This is a genomic window from Saccharopolyspora sp. ASAGF58 (assembly GCF_012277335.1).
In the GTDB taxonomy this organism is placed as follows: Bacteria; Actinomycetota; Actinomycetes; order Mycobacteriales; family Pseudonocardiaceae; genus Saccharopolyspora; species Saccharopolyspora hattusasensis.
Genome location: NZ_CP040605.1, coordinates 3,228,342 through 3,252,161, shown reverse-complemented (window position 1 = coordinate 3,252,161; position 23,820 = coordinate 3,228,342). Strand labels below are relative to the sequence as shown.

Genomic DNA, 23,820 nt, shown 5'->3' with positions numbered 1-23,820 from the left:
TCCGGGCTCGTCCGGACCACCCATGATTCGGAGAGGAGCTCCCAGCGTGCTCAAGGGCTTCAAGGACTTCCTGATGCGCGGGAACGTCATCGACCTCGCAGTCGCCGTGGTCGTCGGCAGCGCGTTCACCGGGCTGGTCACGTCGTTCACCACCAGCATCATCAAGCCGATCATCGCCGCCACCGGGGGCGGCAACGTCACCGGCCTGAGCATCCAGCTGCGCGACGGCAACGGGGCCTCGATCATCGACTTCGCCGCGGTGATCAACGCGGTGATCACGTTCTTAATCACGGCGGCGGTCGTCTACTTCCTGTTCGTGCTGCCGATGAAGAAGATCTCGGAACGCCGCAAGAAGGGCAAGGAAGAAGGTCAGGCCGAGCCGACCGACGTCGAGCTGCTACTGGAAATCCGCGACCTGCTGCGCCGGGAGCAAGGCCTCCCACAGGTCAAGGGCCTCGCCGTCGAAGCCGAGAAGGCGAGCGCGCGCAACGGCCAGCGGAATTGAACATCGCCGCCTGCTGAGGCCGCCGAGCGTCAGCGGGCGTCGTGGTGCGGTGGGCGGTTCTCCCGGTACCAGCGTTCGCCGTCACCCGCGGTAGTCCGGTCCGGGCGGTCGTCGGAAGTGGTCTCGGGCAGGACGTCGCCGAAGATCTCGGCGAGCCTACGCCGCCGCTCCCGTTCTGCGGGGTCGGTGGTTCTGCCTGGGTCGTTCGCGGTCACACCTCCATCGTGCCCCATCGCGATGAGCGGTTAGGAGCGCCGCGCGGCCATCGCTGTGATGTCGGCTACAGTGAATGTTGTTGCAGGTCAATGCCTGCGGGAGCGGCGCCGGGCGTGGCTCACCGGGTGTCGAAGCCACGGGAGGCAAGAGATGAGTTTCCTGGACAAGGCCAAGGAACTGGCGAACCAGGCCAAGGACAAGGCCGAAGAACTCGCCGAGAAGGCAGGCCCCAGCGCGGCGAAGGGACTCGACGCCGCCAAGTCGAGCCTGGACAAGGCCACCGGCGGCAAGTACCACGACAAGATCGAGAACGTCAGCCACAAGGTCGAGGGCATCCTCAAGCGGGACGGCCACGGCCCCGGTGACAAGGGACCGGGGGAAAAGGGCGGCCCGACCGAACCTGGCCCGAAAACCCCCTGACGCCAACCGGAACCCGAAGAGAACAGGCGGTGGCGGCTCCGCTCGGAGCCGCCACCGCTTCGTCTTCAGGTCAGGTCGTTTCCAGGCCCGAGAGCTGTTCGATCACGTGGGTCACCAGGGGGGTCAGGGTCGCCATGCCGTCCCGGACCGAGGCCCGGGAACCCGCCAGGTTCACCACCAGCGTGCTGCCGGAGACCCCGACCAGGCCTCGCGACACCCCGGCCTCGACCGCGCCCGCCGCCAGCCCGGAGGCCCGCAGGGCTTCCGCGATGCCCGGGACCGGGCGGTCCAGGACCCCCGCCGTCGCATCCGGCGTGACATCCCGGGGCGACACACCGGTGCCGCCGACGGTGATCACCACGTCGACCCCGCCGATCACCGCGGTGTTCAGCGCGTTGCGGATGTCGACGGTCTCCCCGGCCACCGCGACGGTACCGTCGACGATGAAACCGGCTTCCTCCAGCAACTCGGTCACCAACGGACCGATGTTGTCTTCCTGCTCGCCCTGGGCGACCCGATCGTCCACCACGACCACGAGGGCCCGCCCCAGCCGCTGCGCGCTGCGTTCCATGCCGGTAACCGTAGTGCCAAGGGTCTCCTCGGTCAGATCCAACGAGTTGGTGAGATCGACAATCCTCACCGGCCTGCGCGGAACCACGGTGCCTGTTTCGTCGGACATGTTCCTCCAAGTCCTGCGATGTCCCCGAGTTGATTTTTGACCGTTGTGCGATGCCGAGCCGTCGACCGCGCCGGGCGGCTCGGAGGGGGCAGGGCAGCCCGGCGCGGTCGACGCGGCACACGGCCGGCGAACCGGCCGTGCGTTCTGATCACCCCTTCTGGCCGGTCAGGGTGGCGTCCACGGTGCGATCGCCGCCCGTGCCGGTGATGGAGATCCGCACCCGGTCCCCGGGGCTGTGCGAGCGGACCGCGGCCACCAGGGAGTCGGAGTCCACGATCGCCCGGTCGTCGATCTTGGTGATGACGTCGCCGGACTGGACCCCGGCCTGCTGGGCGGGTCCGCCCGCGGTGACGTCGCGGACCTGCGCGCCGGGTTGCTGAGCGTTGCTGATCCGGACGCCCAGGGTCGTCTGGGTGGCCGAGCCGGTGTCCTTCAGCTCGGTGGCGATGCGCCTGGCCTGGTCGATCGGGATCGCGAAGCCGAGCCCGACCGAACCGGCCTGCTGCTGGCCCGAACCCGGGCTGTAGATCGCCGAGTTGATGCCCACCACGTTGCCGTCCATGTCGACCAGCGGGCCGCCGGAGTTGCCGGGGTTGATCGCGGCGTCGGTCTGCAGCGCGTTGAGCACGGTGTCCTCGCTGCCGGACTCCCCACCGGCGCGCACCGGGCGGTCCTTGGCGCTGATGATGCCGCTGGTCACGGTTCCGGAGAGGCCGAACGGCGAACCAATGGCCACCACTGGCGCACCGACCGGCAGGTCGTCGCTGCGGCCGAGCCCGACCGGGGTGAGGCCGGTGATGTCGGCCTTCACCACCGCGAGGTCGGACGACGGGTCGGTGCCGACGACCCGCACCGAAGCCGAGCGGTTGTCGTGGAACAGCGCGGTCAGCTGGCCGCGCTGCCCGCCGCCGTCGACGACGTGGTTGTTGGTGAGGATGTAGCCGTCGCTGCTGAGCACGATCCCGGAGCCCTCGCCGGCGCCGCGCGCGGTCACCAGCTGCAGCTGGACGACGCTGGGCAGCACCTTCTCGGCGACCTGCTGCACCGAGCCCTGCGGCGCGGTGCTCGCACTGCGCGCCGGCCGCGGTTGCTCCAGCGAGGTCACGGCGCCCTTGTCACCGCCGAGCTGGTACCCGACGTACCCGCCGACGCCGCCGCCGACCAGGCCCGCGACCAGCGCTAGCGCCGCCGCACCTGCGATCAGCCCGCCGTGCCGGTTTCGCTGCTGGGGCGGCTGGACCGGCGCGCCGTAGCCCCCCGAAGGCCACGGCTGCGAATGCGGGAACTGCTGCGTCGAGTGCGGCGGCTGCGCCGCCCCAGCCTGGTGATGGGAATGTTGCTGCTGGGGCTGAGTTTGCTGGTGATGGGCATGCTGCTGTTGAGCGTGCTCGGCTTGGGGCTGGGGTTGCTGATAATGGGCTTGCTGCTGTTGAGCGTGCTGCTGTTGAGCGTGCTGCTGTTGAGGGTGCTGCTGTTGAGGGTGCTGCTGTTGAGCGTGCTCAGCTTGGTGCTGCGCCTGCTGGGGTTGCTGGGACTGGGCCTGGTGCTGCGCCTGCGGCTGAGCCGGAGCTTGGGGCTGCTGGGGCTGTTGCTGCTGGGGCTGCAGCGGCACCCCGGCTGGTGGCGTGTCGCCGGTGCCCGCGGCGGGCCCATTCGCCTGCGGCTTCGGTTCTTCCGGCTGATTGCCGGAGTCGCCCGGGGTGTGTTCGGTCATGGCTCCACCTTGCTCCAGATGGCTGAGAAGTGTCTGAGACCAGGCTGAGGGTCTGCCTGATAACCGTTGGCGCGGCCTGTGATCTCCGACGCGCCCCGTGAGCGCTTTTGGGCGTTGGAGCCCCCAAAAGTACTCACGGCCCCTCCGGCACGGCGCTTCGGACGTCGAGGGGCGGATTACCGCAGCCGGGCGGCGATCTGCTCAGGGGTGACGTCGTTGATCCACACCGCCATGCCAGACTCCGAGCCCGCGAGGTACTTCAGCTTGTCCGCCGAGCGCAGCACCGAGAAGACCTCCAGGTGCAGCCAGGAAAGCTCCCGGCCGGTGCGCACCGGCGCCTGGTGCCAGGCCGCGATGTAGGGCAGCGGGCGGTCGTAGAGCCCGTCGAGGCGGCGCAGGATGTCCAGGTACGTCACCGCGAAGTCGTCGCGTTCGGCGTCGGTGAGCGCCACGATGTCCGGCACCTGGCGGTGCGGCACGAGGTGCACCCCGACCGGCCACCGCGCGGCCGCGGGCACGAAGGCGGTCCAGTGCTCGGAGTCGACGATCACCCGCTCCCCCGCCGCGCGCTCGGCGGCGAGCACGTCGCCCTGCAGGTGCCGACCGTGCTGCGCGAGGTACTTCTCGGCGACCTGCAGCATCTTCTCCGTCTTGGGCGTCACGAACGGATATCCGTAGATCTGGCCGTGCGGGTGGTGCAGGGTGACGCCGATCTCCTCACCGCGGTTCTCGAAGCAGAACACCTGCTCGACGCCGGGCGTCTCGGCCAGGCCGGCGGTCCGGTCGGCCCAGACGTCCACCACAGTCCGCGCCTGCGGTGGGCTGAGCTCACCGAACGACGAGTTGTGGTCGGAGGTGAAGCACACCACCTCGCAGCGGCCGCTCGCGGGCGCGACCGGCACCATCGGCATTCCCTCCACAGTGGACTCGGCGCCGGGAATGCCCTGGGCGAACGACGGGAACTGGTTCTCGAACACGACGACGTCGTAGTCGGGCTCCGGGATCTCGGTGGGCCTCCCGGGGGCGCTCGGGCACAGCGGGCACAGCTTGGCTGGCGGCTTGTAGGTCCGCGCCTGCCGGTGCGCGGCGATCGCGACCCACTCGCCGGTCAGCGGGTCCCGTCGCATCTCCGAAGCCGGGGCCTGCGGCGGCAGGTCCCTGGTGTCGTCGGCATCCCGGGTACGCGCCGGGTCGGCGTCGAAGTAGATGATCTCCCGGCCGTCGGCCAGGCATCGCGCCGTCCGCTTCACCGCTCCTCCTCCACGCCCTGCTGATCGGCCAGCAGCAGCTCGACGTGCTCGGTCAGCAACTGGCGCGCGTCGCCCGGCAGGCCCTGGTCGCTGATCAGCAGATCGACCTCGTCGAAGTCGACGATCGTGGAGATCCCGACCGTCGACCACTTGGAGCTGTCGGCGACCACGACCAACCGGCCTGCCGCCTCGGCCAGCGCCCGGTTCGTTTCGCTCTCGTTCAGGTTCGGGGTGGTGAAACCGGCCCGCGGCGCCATCCCATGCACCCCGAGGAACACCAGGTCCAGGTGCAGGGAGCGCAGCGCCTGCACCGCGACGGGCCCGACCAGCGCATCCGACGGGGTGCGGACGCCCCCGGTGAGCACCACGGTGCGGTCGGTGCGGCCGCGCTGCTCCAGGGCGTCGGCTATTCGCACGGAGTTGGTCACCACCGTCAGGTCGGCGACCTCGTCGAGGTGCCGCGCGAGCGTCCAGGTGGTCGTTCCCGCGGACAGGCCGATCGCGGTGCCCGGGCGGACCTGTTCGGCGGCCAACCGCGCGATCGCCTCCTTCTCGGCGAGCTGCCGCACCGACTTCGCCTCGAAGCCCGGCTCGTCGGTGCTGCGGCCGATCATCGAGGTTGCGCCGCCGTAGACCTTCTCCACCAGACCACGGCGGGACAGCGCGTCGAGGTCGCGGCGGATCGTCATGTCCGACACGCCCAGCCGCTGCACCAGGTCGCCGACCTGCACCGCCCCGGTGCGCCGCACCTCGTCGAGGATCACTTCCTGGCGTTGCCGCGCGAGCACTCCACCCGTCCCCTCAGCCCGTCGGGGCCGCGTAGGGCTCGTGAGTGTTCGTTCCGGTTCTTACCGGCACCAACACTCACGAGCCTACCCACGCAGCCCAAGCAAACAAGAACCAACATTACCCGAACCGGCGACTCGCGAATGGCACAGCAATCCGACACAGCGGACGAAGCAGAGTGTTCATTGATGTTCGATGTACGGCGGGCTGCCCGGCAGCGCCATGCGCAGGAGCGCCCCGCCCTCGGGCGCCTCACCGGCCCAGACCGTCCCGCCGTGGCGCTCCGCGACCTGCTTGACGATCGACAGGCCGAGCCCGGAGCCCGGCAGGGTCCGCGCGTCGGAAGACCGGTAGAAGCGCTCGAACACGTACGGCCGGTCCGCCGCGGCGATGCCGGGCCCGCTGTCGGCGACCTCCAGCTCGGTGGTCGCGCCGTTCGCGGCCGGATGCAGGTCCACCCGCACCCGGCCGCCGTCCGGGCTCCACTTCGCGGCGTTGTCCAGCAGGTTCAGCACCGCCCGCTCCAGCGCGGTCGCGTCGCCCATCATCACCCACGGCTCCAGGCGGACGTCGAACTCGATGCGCGGCGCCCGGCGCCTCGCGCGGCTCAACGCGCGCTCCACGACTTCGACCAGGTCCACCGGCTCATGCACGGCCTGCGGGGTGTCCTCCCTGGCCAGCTCGACGAGGTCGCCGACCAGCGCGGACAGCTCCATCACCTGCGCCTGGACGTCGGTGAACATCTCCGCCCGGTCCTGCTCGGACAGCTTCGGCGCGTCCGGCCGGGCCGAGGCCATCAGCAGCTCCAGGTTGGTGCGCAGCGAGGTCAGCGGGGTGCGCAGCTCGTGACCGGCGTCGGCAACCAAACGCCGCTGCCGTTCCTGCGACTCGGCCAGGGCGCCGAGCATCTTATTGAAACTCGTGGTCAGGCGGGCCAGCTCGTCGTCGCCGCCGACCGGGATCGGGCGCAGGTCACCGGTGAGCGCGACGCGCTCGGTGGCCGCGGTCAGCCGCTGCACCGGCCGCAGCCCGGCGCGGGCCACCGCGGTCCCGGCGGCCGCCGCGAGCAAGATCCCGGCACCGCCCATCACCACCAGCACCACGCTCAGCTGCGCGAGCGTCCGCTGCGTGGGTTGCAGCGACGTGGACATCACCAGCGCGGCGTTCTGCCCGGTCGGGACCGCCACCACGCGGCTGTTGGTGCGCTGATCGGTGCGCAGCGACTCGCCGGTCTGGCCCTTGGCGACCGCCAGCTCGTCGAGGCTGATCGGCGGCCGGTCGTTCGGGCCGACCACGACGCCGTCCGCGGACAGCACGCTGATCTTGAAGTTCTGCGCCACGAAGAACGCCACCGGCACCTGCTGCAGGTCCGAGGTACGCACCAGCGGGCCATCGGCCGCTTCCACCGCGCGCTCGGTGAGGTTGTCGTCCAACTGCTGGTAGAGGCTGTCGCGCACGGTGATGAAGGCCGCGACCGACACCAGCGCGACCGCGCCGGCCACGCAGATCGCGGCCAGCCAGGTGACCCGGTTGCGCAGCGAGACGCGCTGGAACCGGCCTTTCGGGCGCTCTTGCGGGTCGAGGTCGGGCGGAGGTGGTGCGGGGACTGTCACGGCGGCGTCTCGCGGAGCACGTAGCCGACGCCGCGGACCGTGTGAATCAACCGCGGCTCACCCTCGGCCTCGGTCTTGCGGCGCAGGTATCCGATGTAGACCTCCAGGGCGTTGCCCGAGGTCGGGAAGTCGTAGCCCCACACGTCCTCCAGCAGGCGGCTGCGGGTCAGCACCTGCTTGGGGTGCGCCATCAGCAGTTCCAGCAGGGCGAACTCGGTGCGGGTCAGGCTGATCGGGCGCTCCCCGCGGCGGACATCGCGGGTGCCCGGGTCCAGCTCCAGGTCGGCGAAGTGCAGCGCGGCCGGCTGCGCGTCCTGCCCGGCCTCCGGCGGGGTGGCGCGGCGCAGCAGCGCGCGCAGCCGGGCGAGGAGCTCTTCGAGCGCGAACGGCTTTGGCAGGTAGTCGTCGGCGCCCGCGTCGAGCCCGGCGACCCGGTCGGACACGGCGTCGCGAGCGGTGAGCACCAGGATCGGCAGGTCGTCCCCGGTGCTACGGAGGCGCCGCGCGACCTCCAAGCCGTCCAGGCGGGGCATCATCACGTCGAGCACCATGGCGTCCGGACGGTTGCCGGCCAGGAAGTCCAGTGCCTGTTGACCGTCCGCAGCGAGCTCGACCTGGTACCCGTTGAACTGCAACGACCTTCGCAGCGATTCCCGCACGGCACGATCGTCGTCGACGACGAGGATGCGCATGGGAACAGTCTTACCCCTAGCCCTGAGAAGCAGCTGAGAACCCGCCGTGCGTCGCGACACCTCGTGACATCCGTCTCCACTTCGGCGTGATCCCGGCGCGCGCCGTCACCCGGGGTGATCGCGCGCGCCGGATCGGTCACCGCTGCTGGAAGTGCCTGATGAGCGCGCGCGGCACCAGCTTGCGCTGCCCGTCGACGACGATCGGCACCAGATCGGGTGCCGTCGCCTTCCACTGCGATCGGCGGTGGCGGGTGTTGCTGCGGGACATCTTCCGCTTCGGAACGGCCATGGCGGTCCTCTCGTCGTTGCATTGATGGGCGGAGCGCTCGGCCTGTCCGCCTCCTCTGACGAGGCAAACAGGCCGTTCGCTCCAAAAACTCGCGAGCAGATCCGGTCGCGTCGCCGCTGTCAGCGGATCCGGTCGCCGTAGCGGCGGCGGAACTTCTCGACCCGGCCCTGGGTGTCCAGGACCCGCTGGTTGCCGGTCCAGAACGGGTGCGAGTAGGCGGTCACGTCGATCACGATCAGCGGGTAGGTGTTGCCGTCCTCCCACTCCGTCCGCGTGTCGGACGTGGCGGTGGAGCGGGACAGGAACCGGTCCCCGGTCGTGCGGTCCTGGAACACGACGGGCCGGTACTCGGGATGGATTCCTGGCTTCATGACTTCTCCTCGTAGGTTTTCGGCGCGGAGCCGCTGGCGGGAGCGCGGCGATTTCGCGCGAAATCGCCGCCCGGCACGCGTGGAAAGTGCCGATTTCGCGCGAAATCGCCGCCCGGCGACGCGCTACCGGATGCCGGTCTCGCCGGTGGCGTCCGCGGTGGTCTCCGCCGGGTCGTCGCCGCACGGGTCGGTGTGCCACTCGCCGAACGGGTCCTCGTAGCTCGCCCACGCGCGCTCGCCCCCGGCGAGCTCGTCGTCGGTGAGCAGGGCGTGGCGCAGGGCGTGGGCGATGTCCTCCGGGTTGGCCTCGTGGACGATCACGACCAGCTCCTGCATCCGGTCGCCGTAGTAGTCGTCCCAGGTCAGCGAGGCCCTCACCTGCCGTTCCGGCGAAACGTCGGCCCACTGGTCCGGCTCCAGCGCGGCCAGCCACGGCCCGGCGTGCGCGACGCCGAGTCCACCGCCCGCGGACTCCAGCCACAGCGCGACGCCCGGCTGGCTGGCGACCCAGACGCGGCCGCGGGTGCGCACCACGCCGTCCAGCAGCACGTCGATCGCCTGGTGCAGCCGCTCCGGGTGGAACGGCCGGCGCTCCTCGAAGAGCACCACCGACACCCCGGCATCGGTTTCCAGCGACGGCTGCCCGCGCAGCAATCGCCCCTGCGGCCCGTCGACTTCGCCGCGGCGCGCGTCGGCGGGCACCTTGGCCAGCAACGCGGAAACGTCCAGGTCGTCGAGGTGCATGCCGGGCGCGTTGGGCGTGAGCCGGGCGATCACGGCCTCGGTGCGCACCTGGTTCCACCGGTCGTCGGCACGTCCGGCGAGCACGATCGCGTCGGCGAATTCGACCTGCCCCACCGCGACCTGGGCGACGGTGCGCTCGTCGTCCGCGCTGCCGCCGAGCCCTCGCTCGACGAGCTCCTCCTCGCCGGTCGCATCGGCGAACCAGGTCGCCAGGTCGACGGTGGTGACCACGGCCTGGACGTCGACGTCGCTGGCGAGGGGGCGGTCGTCCACCAGGACGTGCTGCAGCGCCCAGCAGATGGTTTCCGGCTCCAGCGCCGGATCGAGCTGCACGACGATCCGCGTCACATCGGGCGCGGCGGACAGCCTCCGCAGCAGCGGCAGCATGTCCAGGCGCAGCGTGCAGGACACGCAGCCGTGCGCGAGCTCCAGGATCTCGGTGCTCTCGCTGTCGCCGTGACGGACCAGGCGCCGAACGACGCCCTGGGCGACTTGGCGCAGGTCGTGGTGCACGAGCGCGGTGCCCGCCGGGTCTTCCCGCCGGGCCGTTTCGGCTGCCGCCGCGACCTGCCCCGCGCGGATCCCGGCCACCATGATCAGCGGAATCCGCCGGTTCGCGGACGACTCGGTTCCCATCCCCACCTCAATCGACAACGGTTTTCATCTGATGCGGACACACGCTACCCTCGACAGCGGCGAAATGAAAACGAATGTCATTATCGAGAGGAAGGTCATGTCCATCCGCTGCCAGGTGACCGGGAAGAAACCCGGCTACGGCAACCAGGTCTCCCACTCCAACCACCGCACTCGCCGCCGCTGGCTGCCCAACGTGCAACGGCGGCGCTACTGGCTGCCGTCCGAGAACCGCTGGGTCCGGCTGCGCGTGTCGACGAAGGGCATGAAGACGATCGAGAAGCGGGGCATCGAGGCCGTGGTGGCCGAGATGCGAGCGCGAGGGGAGCGCATCTGATGGCCAAGAGCACCGACGTCCGCCCGGTGATCAAGCTGCGGTCCACGGCCGGCACCGGCTTCACCTACGTGACCACCAAGAACCGCCGGAACGACCCGGACCGCCTGGTCCTCCGCAAGTACGACCCGGTCGCCCGCAAGCACGTCGAATTCCGCGAAGAACGCTAGACGGTGATTCCCGGCTCTTGACCAGTGAGCATTCGCGAGCCCGGAGAGTTGAAAGGAACGGCCAAGTGGCCAAGAAGTCCAAGATCGCGCGCAACGAGCAGCGCCGCGAGATCGTCGCCCGCTACGCCGAGCGGCGGGCCGAGCTGAAGAAGATCATCGTCGCCCCCGGGAGCAGCCCGGAGGAACGCGAGGCCGCACAGCGTGAACTGCAGCGCCAGCCGCGCAACGCGAGCCGGGTGCGGCTGCGCAACCGCGACGCCGTCGACGGGAGGCCGCGCGGCTACTTCCGCAAGTTCGGCGTCTCCCGGGTGCGGCTGCGCGAGCTCGCGCACTCCGGCGAGCTGCCCGGCGTGACGAAGTCGAGTTGGTGAGCCGTGCGCAACAACGATCGGCCCAGCGGCCGCCGCAAGCCCAACCTCCTCCAGCGCGAAGGCGTCGTCCAGGTGGACTGGAAGGACACCTCGCTGCTGCGCAAGTTCATCTCCGACCGGGGCAAGATCCGCTCTCACCGCGTCACCGGCCTGACCGCGCAGGAGCAGCGCGAGGTGGCGAAGGCGATCAAGAACGCCCGCGAGATGGCGCTCCTCCCCTACCCGTCGAACGGCCGCAAATGAGGCGTTCGCCCAGGTGAAGGGCCGTGAGTGCTTTGGGGTGCTATGGCGCCCCAAAGCACTCACGGGTCCTGACCGGGCATAACTCGTCCCCCTGCCCCGTCCGGTAGCAGGTGTTGCGGGCGGCCAGGCACGGGTGCCCCTTACCCCCTTGCCCCAGCGGCGCGGCAGGATGGGCGGCGATGACGATTGCCCGCCGAGCCCCGAAGCTGACCGAAACCGCCCCCGCCGCCGACCTCTACGACGTGATCAACCGCCGCCGCGACGTGCGCCGGGAGTTCACCGGCGGCGAACTCCCCGACCCCGTGCTGCGCCGCGTGCTGACCGCCGCGCACAGCGCGCCCAGCGTCGGCCTGTCCCAACCGTGGGACTTCGTCCTGGTCCGCGACGACGTCATCCGCCGCTCCTTCCGCGAGCACGTGCTGGCCGAACGCAGCGTGTTCGCCGCCCAGCTCGACGGGGAACGCGCCGAGACCTTCGCCAAGATCAAGGTCGAGGGCATCGTGGAGTCCTCGCTGGGCATCGCCGTCACCTACGACCCGAACCGCGGCGCACCCCAGGTGCTCGGCCGCCACGCGATCGCCGACGCCGGCCTGTACTCGGTGTGCCTGGCCATCCAGAACCTGTGGCTGGCCGCCACCGCCGAAGGCCTGGGCGTCGGTTGGGTCAGCTTCTACCGCGAGGAGTTCCTCCGCCGCCTGCTGGGCATTCCGCAGGGGGTGCGTCCGGTGGCATGGTTGTGCGTTGGACCGGTGCGGGCCCTGGCGGACACACCTGACCTGGAACGTCAAGGCTGGCGGCAGCGGTTGCCGCTGGAGCAGGTTGTCCACTACGACAAGTACGGCCACGGTCGCAACCGGTAGCCTGTAGGCCACGAAAACCGCTCCGGCACGCGGTTCCATTACTAGGTGCGCTCCAGCGAGGACGCGGTGCAGCAGGATGATCCGCTGATGGTCGGCCACCTGCCGGCCCAAGACCGCCACGTGCGGTTGTTGCTGGACTCCGGCCGTTTCGCAGAGGCCAACGCGGCGTTCGACGAGCTGCTCGCGGCCGGGGCGAACCACGTCGACGAGCAGTGGAACCGGCCCACCGTGCTGGTGCACCGGGCCTCGGTGGCGTGGCGCTTGGAGCGCATCCCGCTCGCCCTGGAGCTGATCGCCGAGGGCTGGACCGACCTGGACGTGGACCGCCCCGAGGGCGCGGCGGCCGCCCACACCATCAGCATGCTCGGCTACCTGTTGGAGACGATCGGCCACCGCGGCCCGGCGCTGAACCTGATGGCGCTCTCGGTGCAGATCGCCCGCGACTCCGGCGACCAGGCGGCGCTGGCGCACTGCCTGAACAGGGAGGGCAACGCGCGGGTGTTCCGCGCCATCACGCGCCCGGACGAATCGGGGGCGACGCAGTTCACGTTGGCCCGCGACCTCTTCGACGAGTCGCAGGCGCTGTCCAAGCCGGGTCAGGTGAAGCGCTCGGCGCTGGCAGGTTTCGCGCGGGCGCTGGCCGGTGTCGGCGACACGGCAGCCGCGGAACAGGCCGCCCTGGAGTCGCTGGCGCTGGGGCGGGCCGCCGACGACTGGTTCACGACGTCGGTGGCGAACTGGGTGCTGGCGGTGGTGCGCCGCGACCAGGGCCGCCTGGGGGAGGCCCGGACGTTCGCCAGCCGCGCCCTGGACGGCGCCGAAACGATCCGCGACACCATGCTGATGATGCAGTTCTCCCTCGACCTGGCGGCGATCTGCGAGGAGCTGTCCGACCCGGTCGGTGAATCCGCCGCGCTGCGGCGAACGGTCGCCGCGGGCAGCACGGCCGTGGACGTGCTGCAGGAGGGCTTGGGGCAGGCCTTGGAGCAGCGCCGCGTGGCGGTGCAGGCGCAGCGCATGGCGGTGGCCGCGCAGGAAGCCGCGCTACGCGACCCGCTGACCGGTCTGACCAACCGACTCGGTCTGGAGCGGCGCGCGCCCATACTGCTCGAGAGCACCGCCGCGGCCGGGCGGGTGCCGTGGCTGTTGCTGCTGGACGTGGACTGGTTCAAGGACGTCAACGACCTCGCGGGCCACACCGCGGGCGACGTCGTGCTCCAGGAAGTCGCGCAGCTGCTGCGCCGCGAATGCCGCGCCGACGACCTGCTCTGCCGGTGGGCCGGCGACGAGTTCGTGGTGCTGCTCGTCGACGCCTCCGAGGAATCCCGCGACGCCGGGCCGATCGTCGCCGAACGGATCCGCGCCGCGGTGCACCGGCACGACTGGCAGCTGGTGCTCGGGCGGACGACGAGGCCGAAGACGGTGAGCATCGGGGTCGCGGCTGGCCCGGCGAACCTAGAGCACCTGTTCGCCGCCGCCGACATCGCGCTGTACCGGGCGAAGCGGGGCGGGCGCAACCGCTGGGAGATCGACGGCGACCGGTCGGCCGCGGACCGGTCGACCGCGGGTTGAGGCGGATCCGGCTCCGGTTAGGATCGGTCGCCGTGCCCACCACGCTGCGCCCCGATGGCGGCGGATTTCCCTTGCGCAGCAAGGTAGAATCGATGATTGACGCCGGAAGCCCGGAAGCCCGGAAGCCCGGAAGCCCGGAAGCCCGGAAGCCCGGAAGCCCGGAAGCCCGGAAGCCCGGAAGCCCGGAAGCCCGGAAGCCCGGAAGCCCGCTGGTGGCGGCGATGTCCGCTGGGCGGGACCGGGCTGGGCGCTGGGACTCCGCGCCGGTGCAGCGCCGGATCCTCTGTCTCGTGAGAACTCTGGCCACGCTGGACCGCCTGCTGGACGTGCTCCCGGTGCTCGCGGACGACATGCGGGTGGAGACCCGCTTCGCGGTGGCCAAGGGATCGGAGTTCGCCGCGAACCTCGCCGACGAGCTGCACCGCTCGCAGGCGCAGGTCGTGGACTGGGAGCAGGCCATCGGCAAGGACTTCGACTTCGCGATCTCGCCGAGCGGCAACGGCCCGCTGCACGAGCTGGAGGTCCCGGTGCTGACGCTGCCGCACGGCGCCGGACACCACAAGCTCCGCGCCACGGAAACCGGTGTGGCACAGGAAATTTCGGGCCTGTCCACCGCCCAGCTGATGCACGAGGGCCGGGTGGTCCCGGCGGTCGTCGGCCTCTCGCACCCGAACCAACTGGCCGAGCTGCGGCGCAGCTGCCCGGAAGCGGTCCCCCGCGCCGAGGTGATCGGCGACCCCTGCTTCGCGCGCCTGCAGGTCAGCCTGCCGATGCGCGGGCAGTACCGCGCGGCCCTCGGCACCGGCCCGCGAAAACTGGTGGTCCTGGCCTCGACCTGGGGCCCGCATTCGCTGTTCCGCCAACAAGGCGGGCTGGCGCAACAGTTGGTCGCCGCGCTACCCGCCGACTACCAGGTGGCGCTGGTGCTGCACCCGAACGTCTGGAGCAGGCATGGCGGCCTGCAGCTCGAAACCTGGCTGCGGACGGCCCTGCGCAACGGGCTCGTCCTGGTTCCAAAGCTACGCAAGTGGCAGGCCGCGCTGGTCGCCGCGGACGTGGTCGTCTCCGATCACGGGTCGCTGTCGTTTTACGCTGCCGCGCTGGGAAAACCGCTGCTACTGGCGGCTTTCGGCACCGGCGAGGTGGTGCCCGGCTCCCCGATGGCGCTGCTGAGAGGACGGGCGGAACGCCTGGACCCGGCCGGGGACGTGCGGGCGCAGATCGATGCGGCGCGGCCGATCCCGGATCATCGGCAGCTCGCCGACCTGGCCTTCCACGACGGCCCCTACCAGCGCCTTCGCGAGCTGATCTACCGGCGGCTGGAACTCCCGGAGCCGCCGTGGCCTGCCCGTCCGGAGCCGGTGGACCTGTTCCACTCGTGAGTGACCGTTCCGGTAAGAGCCGGAACGATCACTCACGATCGAGCTTGCGCTGCACCCGCTCCGCCTTCGGGCTCTGCGCCTGCTCGTAGATCGCCAGCGCCTCATTCAGGCAGTCCCGCGAGCCCGGCTGCCCGGTCGCGGCGAGCGAGTCGGCGAGCAGTTCCAACGGCTCGGCGAGGTCGAAGGATGCCTGCCGCTCCCGCGTCGTGGTAATGGCGTCCTGGAGCAGCGCGATGGCCTGCTCGTGCTGGCCGAGCGACTGGTGCGCCCGAGCCGCGGCGACCCTGATCTTTCCAGGAGTCCGCTTGTCCTCGGGGAATTCCGCGATCCGCTCCAGGGCGGCCCGCAACACCTCCAGGGCCTCGTCGTGGCGGCCGAGCCCGGAAAACGACTTGCCCATCAGGTATTCCTGCAGCGCCATGCCGCGACGGCGCCCCAACTCCTCGTTGAGCCGCCGCGACCGCTCGAAATTCCCGACTGCTCCGTCGAATTCGCCGAGCGCGTGCATCACCTTGCCCTGGAATTCCAGTGCGGAAGCCAGGATCCGCCGATGCCCGGCTCGCTCCGCCACGGCGACGGCCTGCGCGCATTCCTCCTGCGCTTCGGCGAGCTCGTCGCACTCCATCAGCAGCTGCCCGCGAAGGCTCCGCATCCGGGACTCCGCGACGGGATCCTCGATCTCCCGTGCGCACCTGATGGCCAGTTCCAAAGCCCCCAACGTGTCGGAATAGTGCTTATGCTGGTTGTGCAGCGCCCACAATGGACCGTCGCAGAGCGCGATCACGTCGACGCGCAAACCACTTTCTTCTGCCAACCGAACTATGCCGAGCAGGTTGACCCGCTCCCGCTCCAGCCACTCCAGCGCTTCTTCCCGAGTGGCGAAGGGATTTTCCCCGGCGACGTCGTCGTCCACGACGCGGAGGCGGCTCGGCTCCATCACCATCCGGTCGGCGAAGGCGCCCTGCAACCGATACCAACCGACGAGGCGCCGCAGCGCGTCGTCGCGCTTCGCGGCGCCGAGCGCCCGGACGGCTTCGGAGGAGGCGTGCTCGTCCACGAGGTCGTGGAGCAGGTACTGCTCTTGATCGTTCTCTTCCACCAGACACGTCCTGTGCAGCTCAGCGAGACGGGATTCGGCGTCGATCTCGGCGAGATCGGCTAACGCCGCCACCGCCCGGGTCGAGAACACGGGGCCCGGGAACACACCCAGCCACGCGTACAGTTCCTTCTCGGTCGCCTGGAGCTCCCCGACCGCGAGGTCCAGGGCCGAGAAGACCTTGTGGAAGTGCCTCCGCCGCCGGCCCGAGAGCTCCCGAACCGCCCGCGCGATGCTCCAAGACGCCCGCCGCTGCAAAAGACCGGCGACGACGCGCAACGCGATCGGCAACCCGCCGCACTGATCCACGAGCTCCGCCGCAGCGGCGGGCTCGGCGTCGACCCGCGCCCGCAGCCCGTTCCGCCGCAGGTAGTCGAGGGCATGCGGCGGATCGAGCGCGGTCAGCCGAATCGGGCGAACCCCGTCCGGAACCAGGTCGGCGGCATCTTCTCGGGCTGTGCACAGCACGAGGCTGTCCTCCGAGGCGGGCAGCAACTTCTCGATCTCCCCCAGGTCGGCCACGTCGTCGAAGAAGAACAGCAGCTTCCGGCCCTTGGTCCTGCTGCGCAGCAGGACGATCTTGTCGTCCGTCGCCAGCGGGATCCGGTCACCGTCAACGCCCAGCGAACGCAAGCAGTGCTCGGCGGCCTCGTCGAGACTCCGCCGCCCGAGGTCGAAGTCGAACACCACCTGCCCGTCCTCGAACGCCCCGATCACCCGGTGCGACCAGTAAGTGCACAGCGCGCTCTTGCCGACCCCGTTGATCCCGCTGATCACCACGCACGCGGCCCGAGCACCGCGCCGCTCGGCCAACAGCGCGTCGAGTGCTTCGCACACCGGCACCCGATCGACGAAGTTGACCGGCTCCGCAGACAGCTGCCCCGGCGGCACATGCTCCTCGCGGAAGTGCACGCCGCCGTGAACGGCCCCGATCTGCACGAGGTTGCGCACCGAACCGCTGTTCTCGTTGCCCATACCCACCCCAGTGGCGCCGAACGGTAACGATCATCTGACGATACGCGACGGAAGCCTGCGACCGGTGGGACGTGCGGGACGCCAACCGGGTGTCGGCAGCGAACGGCGGTGCAGGTAGGCTGCGAGACGGGTCGAAGACCAAGCCCTCGTAGCTCAGGGGATAGAGCACCGCTCTCCTAAAGCGGGTGTCGCAGGTTCGAATCCTGCCGGGGGCGCAAGTTGCAACCTGGCCCAAACGCTCCCTGACCTGCCAGAAGAGGCCAGGGAGCAGGCGGGACATTGTCCGGCTGTGTCCGGTCGTGATCCCCATTGTCCGGGTGTTCGTGCCAAATACGTGCCCACGAAAATCGTGAGCAGCTCAACCACTCGGGCGGTGGCCGAGCGCCGGATCCGGGAGCTTCAGGAAGGGCTTACGAAGGTCAACCGCCTCCTCCGGGCGAAGAGCGCCGAAGTACATGCACCCATCCAGTTCGTGATCGATGTCGTCTACAACAACGGCATCCGTCCAGTATGGAACGGAATCGCCGGGGTGTTCGGGCTCGGCAAGCTCGACGAGGTTCGCCTTGCCGGTGGCGGCGTGCTCCCGGGTTACGCCCCGGGTGTCGACTCCGTACCCGCGATGCTCTCGCCCGGCGAGGCGGTGCTGACCCCAGAGGCCACGCGGTTCCTCGGTCCGGCGAACATCCTGGGGGAACTATCCGGCTGGCCCCGGGCGCCGTCCCGAGTAGCGGGGGCCGGGCCACCGAGGGCGGGGCACGGCCGATCGAGATCAAGGTCTACCCGCGGGCTGACCAGTCCGAACAGTCCATCGCCACCGCGGTCCGCCGCGAGATGGCCCTGAACCTGCGGATGGGGTGACCCCACGTGGCGTTGGGCCGCATGCTCAACCAGGCATTCCCGCAACCGGCGACGTGGACCGTTGACGGCCTGGTGCTCGGCGACGTCGACGCCGAGGGCCGCGAATGGCTCGTCACCGGCGACACCGGGTGGTTCGACGGGCCCGCGCCCCGGACCGACCGCACCGCGCGCAGCGGTGACGGCTCGTTCCGCGGCCGGGCCCACCGCGGCGAACGGATCCATCACCCTCGAGGGCGTGTGCGCGTGCGCGTCGGTGGAATCGCGGCGGGCGGCGCAACGCCTCATCACTGGAATCTGCGCCGATGGTGGGCGGCTCTACGAACTGGCCGACGTCGAGGACGGGCACCGTCTGGCCGCCGACGTCGAACTGGACGCCGCACAGTCCGCGGCGCCGATCAGCGACACCGTGTTCCGCTGGTCGATCCAGCTCGCCGCGCCGGATCCGCGGCTGTATGCGCCGTGGGAATCCACCTCCACCGGCATGCCGCTACCCGGCACCGGCGGGGTCGACGCCACCGACCCGGGCGTCAACGCCACCGAACCCGGGGTAGACGCGGGGGAGCCGACCAACACTGGTGTGGCCCGGGTCTACAACGGCGGCAACGCCCCCACATCCCCACTGCTGACCATCCGCGGCCCCGTGGTCCGCCCGGTGGTGTGGGCTGTGGACTCGAGCACGACGTTGTCCTACTCCGGCACCCTCGGCCCCGCCGATTTCCTGGTCATCAACACCGGCGCGTTCACCGCCCAGGGCTACCCCGGGTATCAACCGCTGCTCGGCGGCACCGCCAACCGCCGCTCGCTGCTGACCCGCGACGGCCCGTGGCCCGAAGTCTCGCCCGGCGGCACCGAAGGGTTCGCCCTGTCCGCCGATGGCGTGAATCCCGATGCGCTGCTGATCGTCGAGCACCGTCAAGCCTGGTACTAAGTGGTCGGTTTCGTAAGAATTCAGGAACGGTCTTACCGAGCCTCGCCAGAAAAATTCCGAAGCATGCCTGGGGCGAGGTCCAGGGATAGCACGGCCGTGTTCGCCGAATCAAGCCTCCAACCGACGGCCCCGGGACCGCACTTTACCGCGGTGTCACGCGTGTCCGAGACGTTCGTCCCGGTGTTGAAAGGCGTGTTGGGCGTGTTGGATAGGACGTTTGTGTAAAGGAAACTACCGTTGCTGTACACGCACTGATGAAGATTTAGGTACCGGCGGCTGGCTAGATCCAGGGATTGCACGGCCACGTTCGCCGAATCAAGTCTCCAACCGACGACCGCAGGACCGCAGTTCACCGCGGAATCAGGCGTGTAAGAGATATTTGTTCCGGTGTTGAAGGGCGTGTTGGGTGTGTTGGATAGCACGTTGGTGTAGAGGAATCGATCATTGGTGTACACGCACTGATGCAGATTCAGATACCGGCCGCGGACCCTATCCAGGGATTGCACGGCCACGTTCGGTGAATCAAGCCTCCAACCGGTGGTTGCGGGACCGCACTTTACCGCGGTGTCACGCGTGTCCGAGACGTTCGTCCCGGTGTTGAAAGGCGTGTTGGGCGTGTTGGATAGGACGTTTGTGTAAAGGAAACTACCGTTGCTGTACACGCACTGATGCAGGTTCACATAACGGTCTCCTGATGCCATCGCAGGCGTTGCCGTGAGCGTGAGCGCACTCAAGCTCAGCACTGCCACGACGGCGGATCTCCACGACTTCAGGGCTCTTATAACGGGCACGCTAAGTCCTCCTCCTGCTTTTCGACCGAGCCACACCGGGTGTCGACCACGACCCCGGTCATCGCCGCCACCGAGCGTCCATTCTGCAACGCAGAGTGTTGGTACGTCAGATACCTTTCCTCTGCTCAAATGATGCCGTGATCAATCGGATTTCACCGTAGCGCCGAATTACCTACAATGGCGATAGGCCAACTGCATGAGAGGCTTGCGCTTTAGCGTGACTCACCACCGTCACCAAAAGTAATGAAGGTTGAGGCATGCTTGAGCGGGCGACTTTGCGGTTAGTTTCGTAATTTCTTCGGGACGATCACGCGGGCTGTGGGAAGCTCGGAGGCGGCGTCCCGTTGTTCGTGCTGGCTGACCAGGACCAGCAGGACAGATAGGTCCTCCTGGGTGAACTTCCACTGGAAGGGCCTCGCGGTCGCGTTGTAGCGCTTCTCGAATTCGGCAAGTCGTTGTTCTACCTCGACCAGATCCGTGAAGTCGTTGGGAGACACGACTTTGCGTTGTACTGCTGAGAAGTAGATCTCCACCTCGTTCCACCAGGCTTCACCGATCACGCGAAATAAGATGACCGCAAAGGAGATTCGCCGATGCCTACTGTCCTCGAAGGACTATCGCCCTGGTTCGTCAACAAGCGGCTCGACCCCCGCGACATGCGCGCCGGGCTCGCCGCCGCATTCGCCGGCGGCTACGACACCACGCCCGGCAACCTCACCGGCGAAGCCGGAGTGCTCCCCGGAGGTGGAGGCTCCAACGGGCAACTCGGCGTCGTCGCCCTCGACCAACCGGGCATGGGTGTCCAGGTCATCGCCGGGCAGTGCGTGATCCCGGTGGCCGGGGAGCTGGGCTACGTCGGAACCCTGCCCACATCCGGGACGCTCGATATCGCCCCGGCCGACCAGACCAACCCGCGCATCGACCTCATCGTGGCCCGCGTCGTCGACTCCGCGGAGGGCACCGGCGACCGCAAGTTCACCGTTGAAGTGGTGCAAGGGGTGGCGTCGGCGACCCCGTCCGAGCCGTCGCTGTCCGGCATGAACTGCGTGGTGGTGTCCGCGGTGCGCGTCAAGGCCTCCGCCACGTCGATCACGGTGTTCCTACGTCGCTGTCCCTGGCGACGGGCAGGAGAACGCCAAGACCTTCGGCACCGCGTTCAGCAACGAACTTGTGGATGCCGGGTGGCCTGCGCTGGAAGACGCCAACAGCGACCACTCATCCAGCACCAACCGCGACGAGCTCAACGCCTACGCCGCCGCGTACCTGGCCGCTTACAAGCGCCCGTTGGTCGCCCGCAGCGCCACCGTCGCCCCCGCGCGCGTCCGGGCCGAATCCCGCCGGCGACGGGAACACGCTCTACGTCGGGTTTGAGTGGGACTACCACGGCGTCAACAGTCGCCCAGTCCCGAGCAGTACGACGCTGCGGTGCGAGCGACGCGGGCTGTCCGACCAGCTCACCGCGTGGCTGCACACGATCGTTCCCGCCGCCTGGTCCGCGCCGATCGCCTGGCTGATCACCGCCGGCGCCCCGGCCTGGCTCACGGATCCGCTCGGCGACGCCGGGCCGACACTGGTCGTGCCCATCGTGCTCGCGGCGGTCTGCTGCGCCGACTCGAGTCGCGGTTGCCCGCCTGGCTGGCCCGGCTACTGCTGGGCTCGGCCACGCCGCCGACCTACATGGACTCGCGCTCGACCGTCGAGTAACGTCGCCAATGCCCGGCCGCCACACCACCCCCTGGTCGCGGCCGGGAACCAAACACGATCGCCACCGCATCCTTCCGGTTCGCCGGTCGGGTGCGGGGACGCGTTCGTCGTTTCCAGGTCAGGTGTGGATCGGCCAGCGGTGCGTGCCGTGGGGTTCATCGAGCCAAACGTACTGCGTAGTCGGTGTCACGGTGAGCCCGAACCGTTCCCATCCGGGCCGTTCGCGCTGTACCCACGTGGCATGTGCGTTTTCGACGGTCTTCCACAGCGACCGCGGTCCGGCTTCACGGACTCGGTACGCTCCGCCGTCGGGTTCCAGATCGATCTCCGCCCAGGACCGGTCGGCCGTCGCGATCCACGCGGCGGTCGGGGCCCGCGTCGGATCGCTTCCGGTGTAGCCGCAGGACACGCCGGCCCCGATTTCGAGCGCCACGAGAAACCAGACGACGAGGTTCTGCAAGGTCTCCGGTGAGACGGTGGTTTTGCGCTCCGCAGCATCCGAGCGGTCACGCGGCCGGGAAACGCTGGTGTATGCCTCACCCTGCTTCCGCAACCCCATGAACGCCGCATAGGTTCGGTCGAATCGTCCTTCGGCACCCTCATCCGTTCGCCGCAGCAACGCGAGGCTTCCCGCGTTGACCGCACGTTTCACGTCCGTGAGGATCAGACCGCCGGGCCGGGTCTGCTCGACCCACGCCCACAGTTGCAGCGGCTTGTACATCGCATCGGCCGCCCGGTTCGGGTGGTTGACCCACAGCACCGGCAGCGCGGACAGCACACCGCCGAAGCCGAACTTCGCTTCCCGCGCCGCGTGGGTTCGCCATTGCGGGCGCCATTCCAGGCGGAAACTGGAATGGCGTCGGCGAGCAGTACCAGATCGAGCGGATGTCCTCCAGCGCCACGCTGCGGTGCTCTGTGGCCAGATTCCCTACCCAACGGGAAGCGCGGAGTTCCGCGTCAAGCACGAGCCGGTCCGGGAACCAGCTCGTGTTGGCGCGGAACACCGTCCCCCCTCGCTGTGTGAGGGTTTGCACAACGGCGTCCACCGGGGCGTCTGTAGGCGACCGTCAGCGCACCCTCGCCGCTACCGGCGTGTTGTGCCGGGGCGTAGTAAAATCTCGCCCACAGCGCGAGCCCGCCAACGCCGAGCAGGGACATTGCGACCAAAGCGGCAATCATCGCTTTGCCTCCGATAGGTCGATAACAAGCGGTTGCGGCGCGGCCCCTTCGCCGCGCAATGCGGCGGCTACCGTCGCGAGCTGGTCGCCGAGCTGTCCGATTTCGTCGTCACTCCACAGGCCGCGCTCAACGTCGTCGGCGGCGTAACCCAGCATCAACACCGTTGCGCGGATCATGCGCCCGATGTAAGCGAGCTCGGCGCTCATCGCGCACCCACCGCCGGCGGCATCGGGACCTCGGCGAGCACGTGCGCCGCCGCGTTGCAGTCCGGGCACGTTTCCCAAAGCAACGCCAGCGTCGTGTTTTCCACGGCCAACTGGTAGCCGCACAGGGTGGCCACCACGCGAAGGTCGGCGCGTCCGCTGAACAGCGGGAACAGCTTGTCAATCTGGCCCGTGACCCGGACGGGTCGCACTGGCTTTCTGTGGGCATGCCAGAGCAGCAGCGCCAGCTCGCTGCACTGCTGGAGATCGAACGTGAGGCGACGTGCATCACGACCGTGCCACCGCTGCTGATCCCCGGCCTGCTGCAGACCGCCGAATACGCGCGGGAGATCATGAAGACGGGCGGCGTGCCAGTCTCCGAGATCGACACTCGGGTGGCCGTTCGTCTTGGGCGACGCGACGCGATCACCCGCAAGGACCCCGCCAAGCTGCGCGCCTTCATCGGCGAATCGGTGCTCTACCAATTGATCGGCAGCTCGGGAATCATGATCGATCAGCTGGAAGCGCTGGTGAAGTACTCGGAGCTGGACAACGTCGAGCTTCGGATCATCCCAACCCGGTGTGGCTGGCATCCAGGCCTCGAGGGTCCGTTCTCGCTGGCCGAGTTCGACGATCAACGCAGAACACCGGTGGTGCACTTGGAAAACCGAATCTCTGCGCTATTCCTGCACGAGCCAGACGAGGTGAATGCATACCAGACAGCCCTCGATAGGGTGAAGGAAGTTGCGATGAGCCTGGACGCCTCTTCCAGGCTCATCGCTGATGTCATCGGAACGGAGACAACATAATGAGCGTATCTCACGCCACCCCCAGCGGCTGGCGTAAATCGAGCCGCAGCACAAACACTGACAACTGTGTCGAGGTCGGCCACGTCGGTGACGGCGTCGCCGTGCGCGACACGAAGAACCGCGCCGCCGGATACTTCACGACGACCAGCGCGCAGTGGGCCGCGTTCGTCGCGGCGGTGAAGGCAGACAAGTTCGGAGCCTGACCCTGCGCCAGCACAACACCCCCGCTCGATCCGTGCGGGGGTGTTCGCGTTTCTGCCAGCAGTCAGAGGGCGGCACGTCAACCCTCAACGTTCGTCCATTGTGGTCACAAATGGGAGCAAAATGGGAGCAGCGGCGACTAGACGACGCTATGAGCCGCTAGCCGCCACGTACCCAAAAACCACCTCCTACCTGCCCATATGTCAATCTGACTATTCGGGGCTAAGTCTTG

Annotated in this window: 31 protein-coding genes, 1 tRNA gene and 1 pseudogene; 16 read left to right on the top strand and 17 right to left on the bottom strand. The window is 69.1% G+C overall.

Going from position 1 to position 23,820, the window contains the following annotated elements; translation table 11 throughout:
• Window positions 1-46 precede the first annotated feature (46 nt).
• A complete protein-coding gene (mscL, locus tag FDZ84_RS15465) occupies window positions 47-505 on the top strand; it encodes a large conductance mechanosensitive channel protein MscL (RefSeq protein ID WP_168586481.1) in 459 nt (152 codons plus the stop codon).
• Window positions 506-534: 29 nt separating this feature from the next.
• On the opposite strand, the gene FDZ84_RS15460 is transcribed toward mscL, so the two are convergent.
• Entirely contained in the window at window positions 535-720 is a 186-nt protein-coding gene (locus FDZ84_RS15460; RefSeq protein ID WP_168586480.1) for a hypothetical protein, read from the bottom strand.
• 151 nt (window positions 721-871) lie between these two features.
• On the opposite strand from FDZ84_RS15460, the gene FDZ84_RS15455 reads away from it, so the two are divergent.
• Window positions 872-1,141: an antitoxin gene (locus tag FDZ84_RS15455; protein ID WP_168586479.1), complete on the top strand. Its 270-nt coding sequence runs from the start codon at window positions 872-874 to the stop codon at window positions 1,139-1,141.
• Between the two features lie 70 nt (window positions 1,142-1,211).
• Here the strand turns inward: FDZ84_RS15455 and FDZ84_RS15450 are convergent, their stop codons facing one another.
• Window positions 1,212-1,712 (bottom strand): molybdenum cofactor biosynthesis protein B, encoded by a 501-nt coding sequence (locus FDZ84_RS15450; protein ID WP_168590083.1) that lies wholly within the window; start codon window positions 1,710-1,712, stop codon window positions 1,212-1,214.
• A gap of 256 nt (window positions 1,713-1,968) precedes the next feature.
• On the bottom strand, window positions 1,969-2,925 hold the full coding sequence (locus FDZ84_RS38880) for a S1C family serine protease (RefSeq protein WP_168586478.1): 957 nt from the start codon (window positions 2,923-2,925) through the stop codon (window positions 1,969-1,971).
• Between the two features lie 105 nt (window positions 2,926-3,030).
• On the opposite strand from FDZ84_RS38880, the gene FDZ84_RS38875 reads away from it, so the two are divergent.
• Window positions 3,031-3,582, top strand: coding sequence for a hypothetical protein (locus tag FDZ84_RS38875; protein WP_168586477.1), 552 nt, complete (start codon window positions 3,031-3,033; stop codon window positions 3,580-3,582).
• 128 nt (window positions 3,583-3,710) lie between these two features.
• Here the strand turns inward: FDZ84_RS38875 and galT are convergent, their stop codons facing one another.
• The 7 genes from galT to mrf all read right to left on the bottom strand — a co-directional run bounded on the left by galT (window position 3,711) and on the right by mrf (window position 9,915).
• Entirely contained in the window at window positions 3,711-4,784 is a 1,074-nt protein-coding gene (galT, locus tag FDZ84_RS15435) for a galactose-1-phosphate uridylyltransferase (protein ID WP_168586476.1), read from the bottom strand.
• Window positions 4,781-5,572: a DeoR/GlpR family DNA-binding transcription regulator gene (locus FDZ84_RS15430; protein ID WP_168586475.1), complete on the bottom strand. Its 792-nt coding sequence runs from the start codon at window positions 5,570-5,572 to the stop codon at window positions 4,781-4,783. Before FDZ84_RS15430 ends, galT begins: the two co-directional genes overlap by 4 nt.
• Window positions 5,573-5,752: 180 nt before the next feature.
• Window positions 5,753-7,183: a HAMP domain-containing sensor histidine kinase gene (locus tag FDZ84_RS15425; RefSeq protein WP_168586474.1), complete on the bottom strand. Its 1,431-nt coding sequence runs from the start codon at window positions 7,181-7,183 to the stop codon at window positions 5,753-5,755.
• Window positions 7,180-7,875: a response regulator transcription factor gene (locus tag FDZ84_RS15420; RefSeq protein WP_168586473.1), complete on the bottom strand. Its 696-nt coding sequence runs from the start codon at window positions 7,873-7,875 to the stop codon at window positions 7,180-7,182. The genes FDZ84_RS15425 and FDZ84_RS15420 overlap by 4 nt, the downstream gene beginning before the upstream one ends.
• Before the next feature lie 136 nt (window positions 7,876-8,011).
• Window positions 8,012-8,164, bottom strand: a complete 153-nt coding sequence (rpmF, locus tag FDZ84_RS15415) for a 50S ribosomal protein L32 (protein ID WP_168586472.1) — start codon at window positions 8,162-8,164, stop codon at window positions 8,012-8,014.
• 119 nt (window positions 8,165-8,283) lie between these two features.
• On the bottom strand, window positions 8,284-8,535 hold the full coding sequence (locus FDZ84_RS15410; protein ID WP_168586471.1) for a type B 50S ribosomal protein L31: 252 nt from the start codon (window positions 8,533-8,535) through the stop codon (window positions 8,284-8,286).
• Between the two features lie 123 nt (window positions 8,536-8,658).
• A complete protein-coding gene (gene mrf, locus FDZ84_RS15405; RefSeq protein ID WP_168586470.1) occupies window positions 8,659-9,915 on the bottom strand; it encodes a ribosome hibernation factor-recruiting GTPase MRF in 1,257 nt (418 codons plus the stop codon).
• A 97-nt stretch (window positions 9,916-10,012) separates the two neighbouring features.
• On the opposite strand from mrf, the gene rpmB reads away from it, so the two are divergent.
• From rpmB to FDZ84_RS15370, 7 genes are all read left to right on the top strand, one after another.
• Window positions 10,013-10,249, top strand: a complete 237-nt coding sequence (gene rpmB / locus FDZ84_RS15400) for a 50S ribosomal protein L28 (protein WP_168586469.1) — start codon at window positions 10,013-10,015, stop codon at window positions 10,247-10,249.
• Complete coding sequence (gene rpmG / locus FDZ84_RS15395) at window positions 10,249-10,416, top strand: 50S ribosomal protein L33 (protein WP_010316403.1); 168 nt, start codon at window positions 10,249-10,251, stop codon at window positions 10,414-10,416. The genes rpmB and rpmG overlap by 1 nt, the downstream gene beginning before the upstream one ends.
• 65 nt (window positions 10,417-10,481) lie before the next feature.
• On the top strand, window positions 10,482-10,787 hold the full coding sequence (gene rpsN / locus FDZ84_RS15390) for a 30S ribosomal protein S14 (RefSeq protein ID WP_168586468.1): 306 nt from the start codon (window positions 10,482-10,484) through the stop codon (window positions 10,785-10,787).
• Window positions 10,788-10,790: 3 nt separating this feature from the next.
• Entirely contained in the window at window positions 10,791-11,030 is a 240-nt protein-coding gene (gene rpsR / locus FDZ84_RS15385; RefSeq protein WP_168586467.1) for a 30S ribosomal protein S18, read from the top strand.
• A gap of 179 nt (window positions 11,031-11,209) precedes the next feature.
• Window positions 11,210-11,890, top strand: a complete 681-nt coding sequence (gene bluB / locus FDZ84_RS15380) for a 5,6-dimethylbenzimidazole synthase (protein WP_168586466.1) — start codon at window positions 11,210-11,212, stop codon at window positions 11,888-11,890.
• Window positions 11,891-11,977: 87 nt separating this feature from the next.
• A complete protein-coding gene (locus tag FDZ84_RS15375) occupies window positions 11,978-13,462 on the top strand; it encodes a diguanylate cyclase (protein WP_210435704.1) in 1,485 nt (494 codons plus the stop codon).
• Between the two features lie 92 nt (window positions 13,463-13,554).
• Complete coding sequence (locus FDZ84_RS15370; RefSeq protein WP_246869031.1) at window positions 13,555-14,844, top strand: hypothetical protein; 1,290 nt, start codon at window positions 13,555-13,557, stop codon at window positions 14,842-14,844.
• Between the two features lie 28 nt (window positions 14,845-14,872).
• Here the strand turns inward: FDZ84_RS15370 and FDZ84_RS15365 are convergent, their stop codons facing one another.
• Entirely contained in the window at window positions 14,873-16,915 is a 2,043-nt protein-coding gene (locus FDZ84_RS15365; RefSeq protein WP_168586465.1) for a tetratricopeptide repeat protein, read from the bottom strand.
• Between the two features lie 142 nt (window positions 16,916-17,057).
• On the opposite strand from FDZ84_RS15365, the gene FDZ84_RS15360 reads away from it, so the two are divergent.
• From FDZ84_RS15360 to FDZ84_RS15350, 3 genes are all read left to right on the top strand, one after another.
• Window positions 17,058-17,130, top strand: a tRNA-Arg gene (locus FDZ84_RS15360).
• 134 nt (window positions 17,131-17,264) lie between these two features.
• Complete coding sequence (locus tag FDZ84_RS15355) at window positions 17,265-17,756, top strand: hypothetical protein (protein ID WP_168586464.1); 492 nt, start codon at window positions 17,265-17,267, stop codon at window positions 17,754-17,756.
• Window positions 17,757-17,948: 192 nt separating this feature from the next.
• The gene (locus tag FDZ84_RS15350; RefSeq protein WP_168586463.1) at window positions 17,949-18,701 is read left to right on the top strand and encodes a hypothetical protein; all 753 of its coding nucleotides are present in this window, start codon (window positions 17,949-17,951) and stop codon (window positions 18,699-18,701) included.
• A gap of 32 nt (window positions 18,702-18,733) precedes the next feature.
• Here the strand turns inward: FDZ84_RS15350 and FDZ84_RS15345 are convergent, their stop codons facing one another.
• Together FDZ84_RS15345 and FDZ84_RS15340 are read right to left on the bottom strand one after the other, a co-directional pair.
• Complete coding sequence (locus tag FDZ84_RS15345; protein ID WP_168586462.1) at window positions 18,734-19,381, bottom strand: hypothetical protein; 648 nt, start codon at window positions 19,379-19,381, stop codon at window positions 18,734-18,736.
• A gap of 392 nt (window positions 19,382-19,773) precedes the next feature.
• Window positions 19,774-20,025, bottom strand: coding sequence for a hypothetical protein (locus FDZ84_RS15340; protein WP_210435574.1), 252 nt, complete (start codon window positions 20,023-20,025; stop codon window positions 19,774-19,776).
• A 60-nt stretch (window positions 20,026-20,085) separates the two neighbouring features.
• Between FDZ84_RS15340 and FDZ84_RS15335 the strand changes: the two genes are divergently transcribed.
• A complete protein-coding gene (locus FDZ84_RS15335; protein ID WP_168586461.1) occupies window positions 20,086-21,006 on the top strand; it encodes a hypothetical protein in 921 nt (306 codons plus the stop codon).
• A 308-nt stretch (window positions 21,007-21,314) separates the two neighbouring features.
• Here FDZ84_RS15335 and FDZ84_RS15330 read toward each other — a convergent pair whose 3' ends face one another.
• From FDZ84_RS15330 to FDZ84_RS15315, 4 genes and pseudogenes are all read right to left on the bottom strand, one after another.
• Window positions 21,315-21,974, bottom strand: coding sequence for a hypothetical protein (locus FDZ84_RS15330; RefSeq protein ID WP_210435573.1), 660 nt, complete (start codon window positions 21,972-21,974; stop codon window positions 21,315-21,317).
• Window positions 21,975-22,122: 148 nt separating this feature from the next.
• Window positions 22,123-22,200: pseudogene (locus FDZ84_RS40660) on the bottom strand (hypothetical protein); the annotation flags it as partial.
• A 171-nt stretch (window positions 22,201-22,371) separates the two neighbouring features.
• Entirely contained in the window at window positions 22,372-22,581 is a 210-nt protein-coding gene (locus FDZ84_RS15320) for a hypothetical protein (RefSeq protein WP_168586460.1), read from the bottom strand.
• Window positions 22,578-22,790: a hypothetical protein gene (locus tag FDZ84_RS15315; RefSeq protein WP_168584098.1), complete on the bottom strand. Its 213-nt coding sequence runs from the start codon at window positions 22,788-22,790 to the stop codon at window positions 22,578-22,580. The genes FDZ84_RS15320 and FDZ84_RS15315 overlap by 4 nt, the downstream gene beginning before the upstream one ends.
• Before the next feature lie 15 nt (window positions 22,791-22,805).
• On the opposite strand from FDZ84_RS15315, the gene FDZ84_RS15310 reads away from it, so the two are divergent.
• Window positions 22,806-23,387, top strand: coding sequence for a DUF5753 domain-containing protein (locus FDZ84_RS15310; RefSeq protein ID WP_210435572.1), 582 nt, complete (start codon window positions 22,806-22,808; stop codon window positions 23,385-23,387).
• The gene (locus FDZ84_RS15305) at window positions 23,387-23,590 is read left to right on the top strand and encodes a DUF397 domain-containing protein (protein ID WP_168586459.1); all 204 of its coding nucleotides are present in this window, start codon (window positions 23,387-23,389) and stop codon (window positions 23,588-23,590) included. Before FDZ84_RS15310 ends, FDZ84_RS15305 begins: the two co-directional genes overlap by 1 nt.
• The last annotated feature ends 230 nt before the right edge of the window (window positions 23,591-23,820 follow it).

Bases quoted from the DNA above. Each gene is read 5' to 3' on its own strand.
- FDZ84_RS15455 (WP_168586479.1), top strand. From the start codon at position 872: ATGAGTTTCCTGGACAAGGCCAAGGAACTGGCGAACCAGGCCAAGGAC.
- FDZ84_RS15450 (WP_168590083.1), bottom strand. From the start codon at position 1,712: ATGGAACGCAGCGCGCAGCGGCTGGGGCGGGCCCTCGTGGTCGTGGTG.
- FDZ84_RS15420 (WP_168586473.1), bottom strand. From the start codon at position 7,875: ATGCGCATCCTCGTCGTCGACGACGATCGTGCCGTGCGGGAATCGCTG.
- rpmF (WP_168586472.1), bottom strand. From the start codon at position 8,164: ATGGCCGTTCCGAAGCGGAAGATGTCCCGCAGCAACACCCGCCACCGC.
- FDZ84_RS15410 (WP_168586471.1), bottom strand. From the start codon at position 8,535: ATGAAGCCAGGAATCCATCCCGAGTACCGGCCCGTCGTGTTCCAGGAC.
- mrf (WP_168586470.1), bottom strand. From the start codon at position 9,915: ATGGGAACCGAGTCGTCCGCGAACCGGCGGATTCCGCTGATCATGGTG.
- rpmB (WP_168586469.1), top strand. From the start codon at position 10,013: ATGTCCATCCGCTGCCAGGTGACCGGGAAGAAACCCGGCTACGGCAAC.
- rpmG (WP_010316403.1), top strand. From the start codon at position 10,249: ATGGCCAAGAGCACCGACGTCCGCCCGGTGATCAAGCTGCGGTCCACG.
- bluB (WP_168586466.1), top strand. From the start codon at position 11,210: ATGACGATTGCCCGCCGAGCCCCGAAGCTGACCGAAACCGCCCCCGCC.
- FDZ84_RS15375 (WP_210435704.1), top strand. From the start codon at position 11,978: ATGGTCGGCCACCTGCCGGCCCAAGACCGCCACGTGCGGTTGTTGCTG.
- FDZ84_RS15370 (WP_246869031.1), top strand. From the start codon at position 13,555: ATGATTGACGCCGGAAGCCCGGAAGCCCGGAAGCCCGGAAGCCCGGAA.
- FDZ84_RS15365 (WP_168586465.1), bottom strand. From the start codon at position 16,915: ATGGGCAACGAGAACAGCGGTTCGGTGCGCAACCTCGTGCAGATCGGG.
- FDZ84_RS15335 (WP_168586461.1), top strand. From the start codon at position 20,086: ATGCCTACTGTCCTCGAAGGACTATCGCCCTGGTTCGTCAACAAGCGG.
- FDZ84_RS15320 (WP_168586460.1), bottom strand. From the start codon at position 22,581: ATGAGCGCCGAGCTCGCTTACATCGGGCGCATGATCCGCGCAACGGTG.
- FDZ84_RS15310 (WP_210435572.1), top strand. From the start codon at position 22,806: ATGCCAGAGCAGCAGCGCCAGCTCGCTGCACTGCTGGAGATCGAACGT.
- FDZ84_RS15305 (WP_168586459.1), top strand. From the start codon at position 23,387: ATGAGCGTATCTCACGCCACCCCCAGCGGCTGGCGTAAATCGAGCCGC.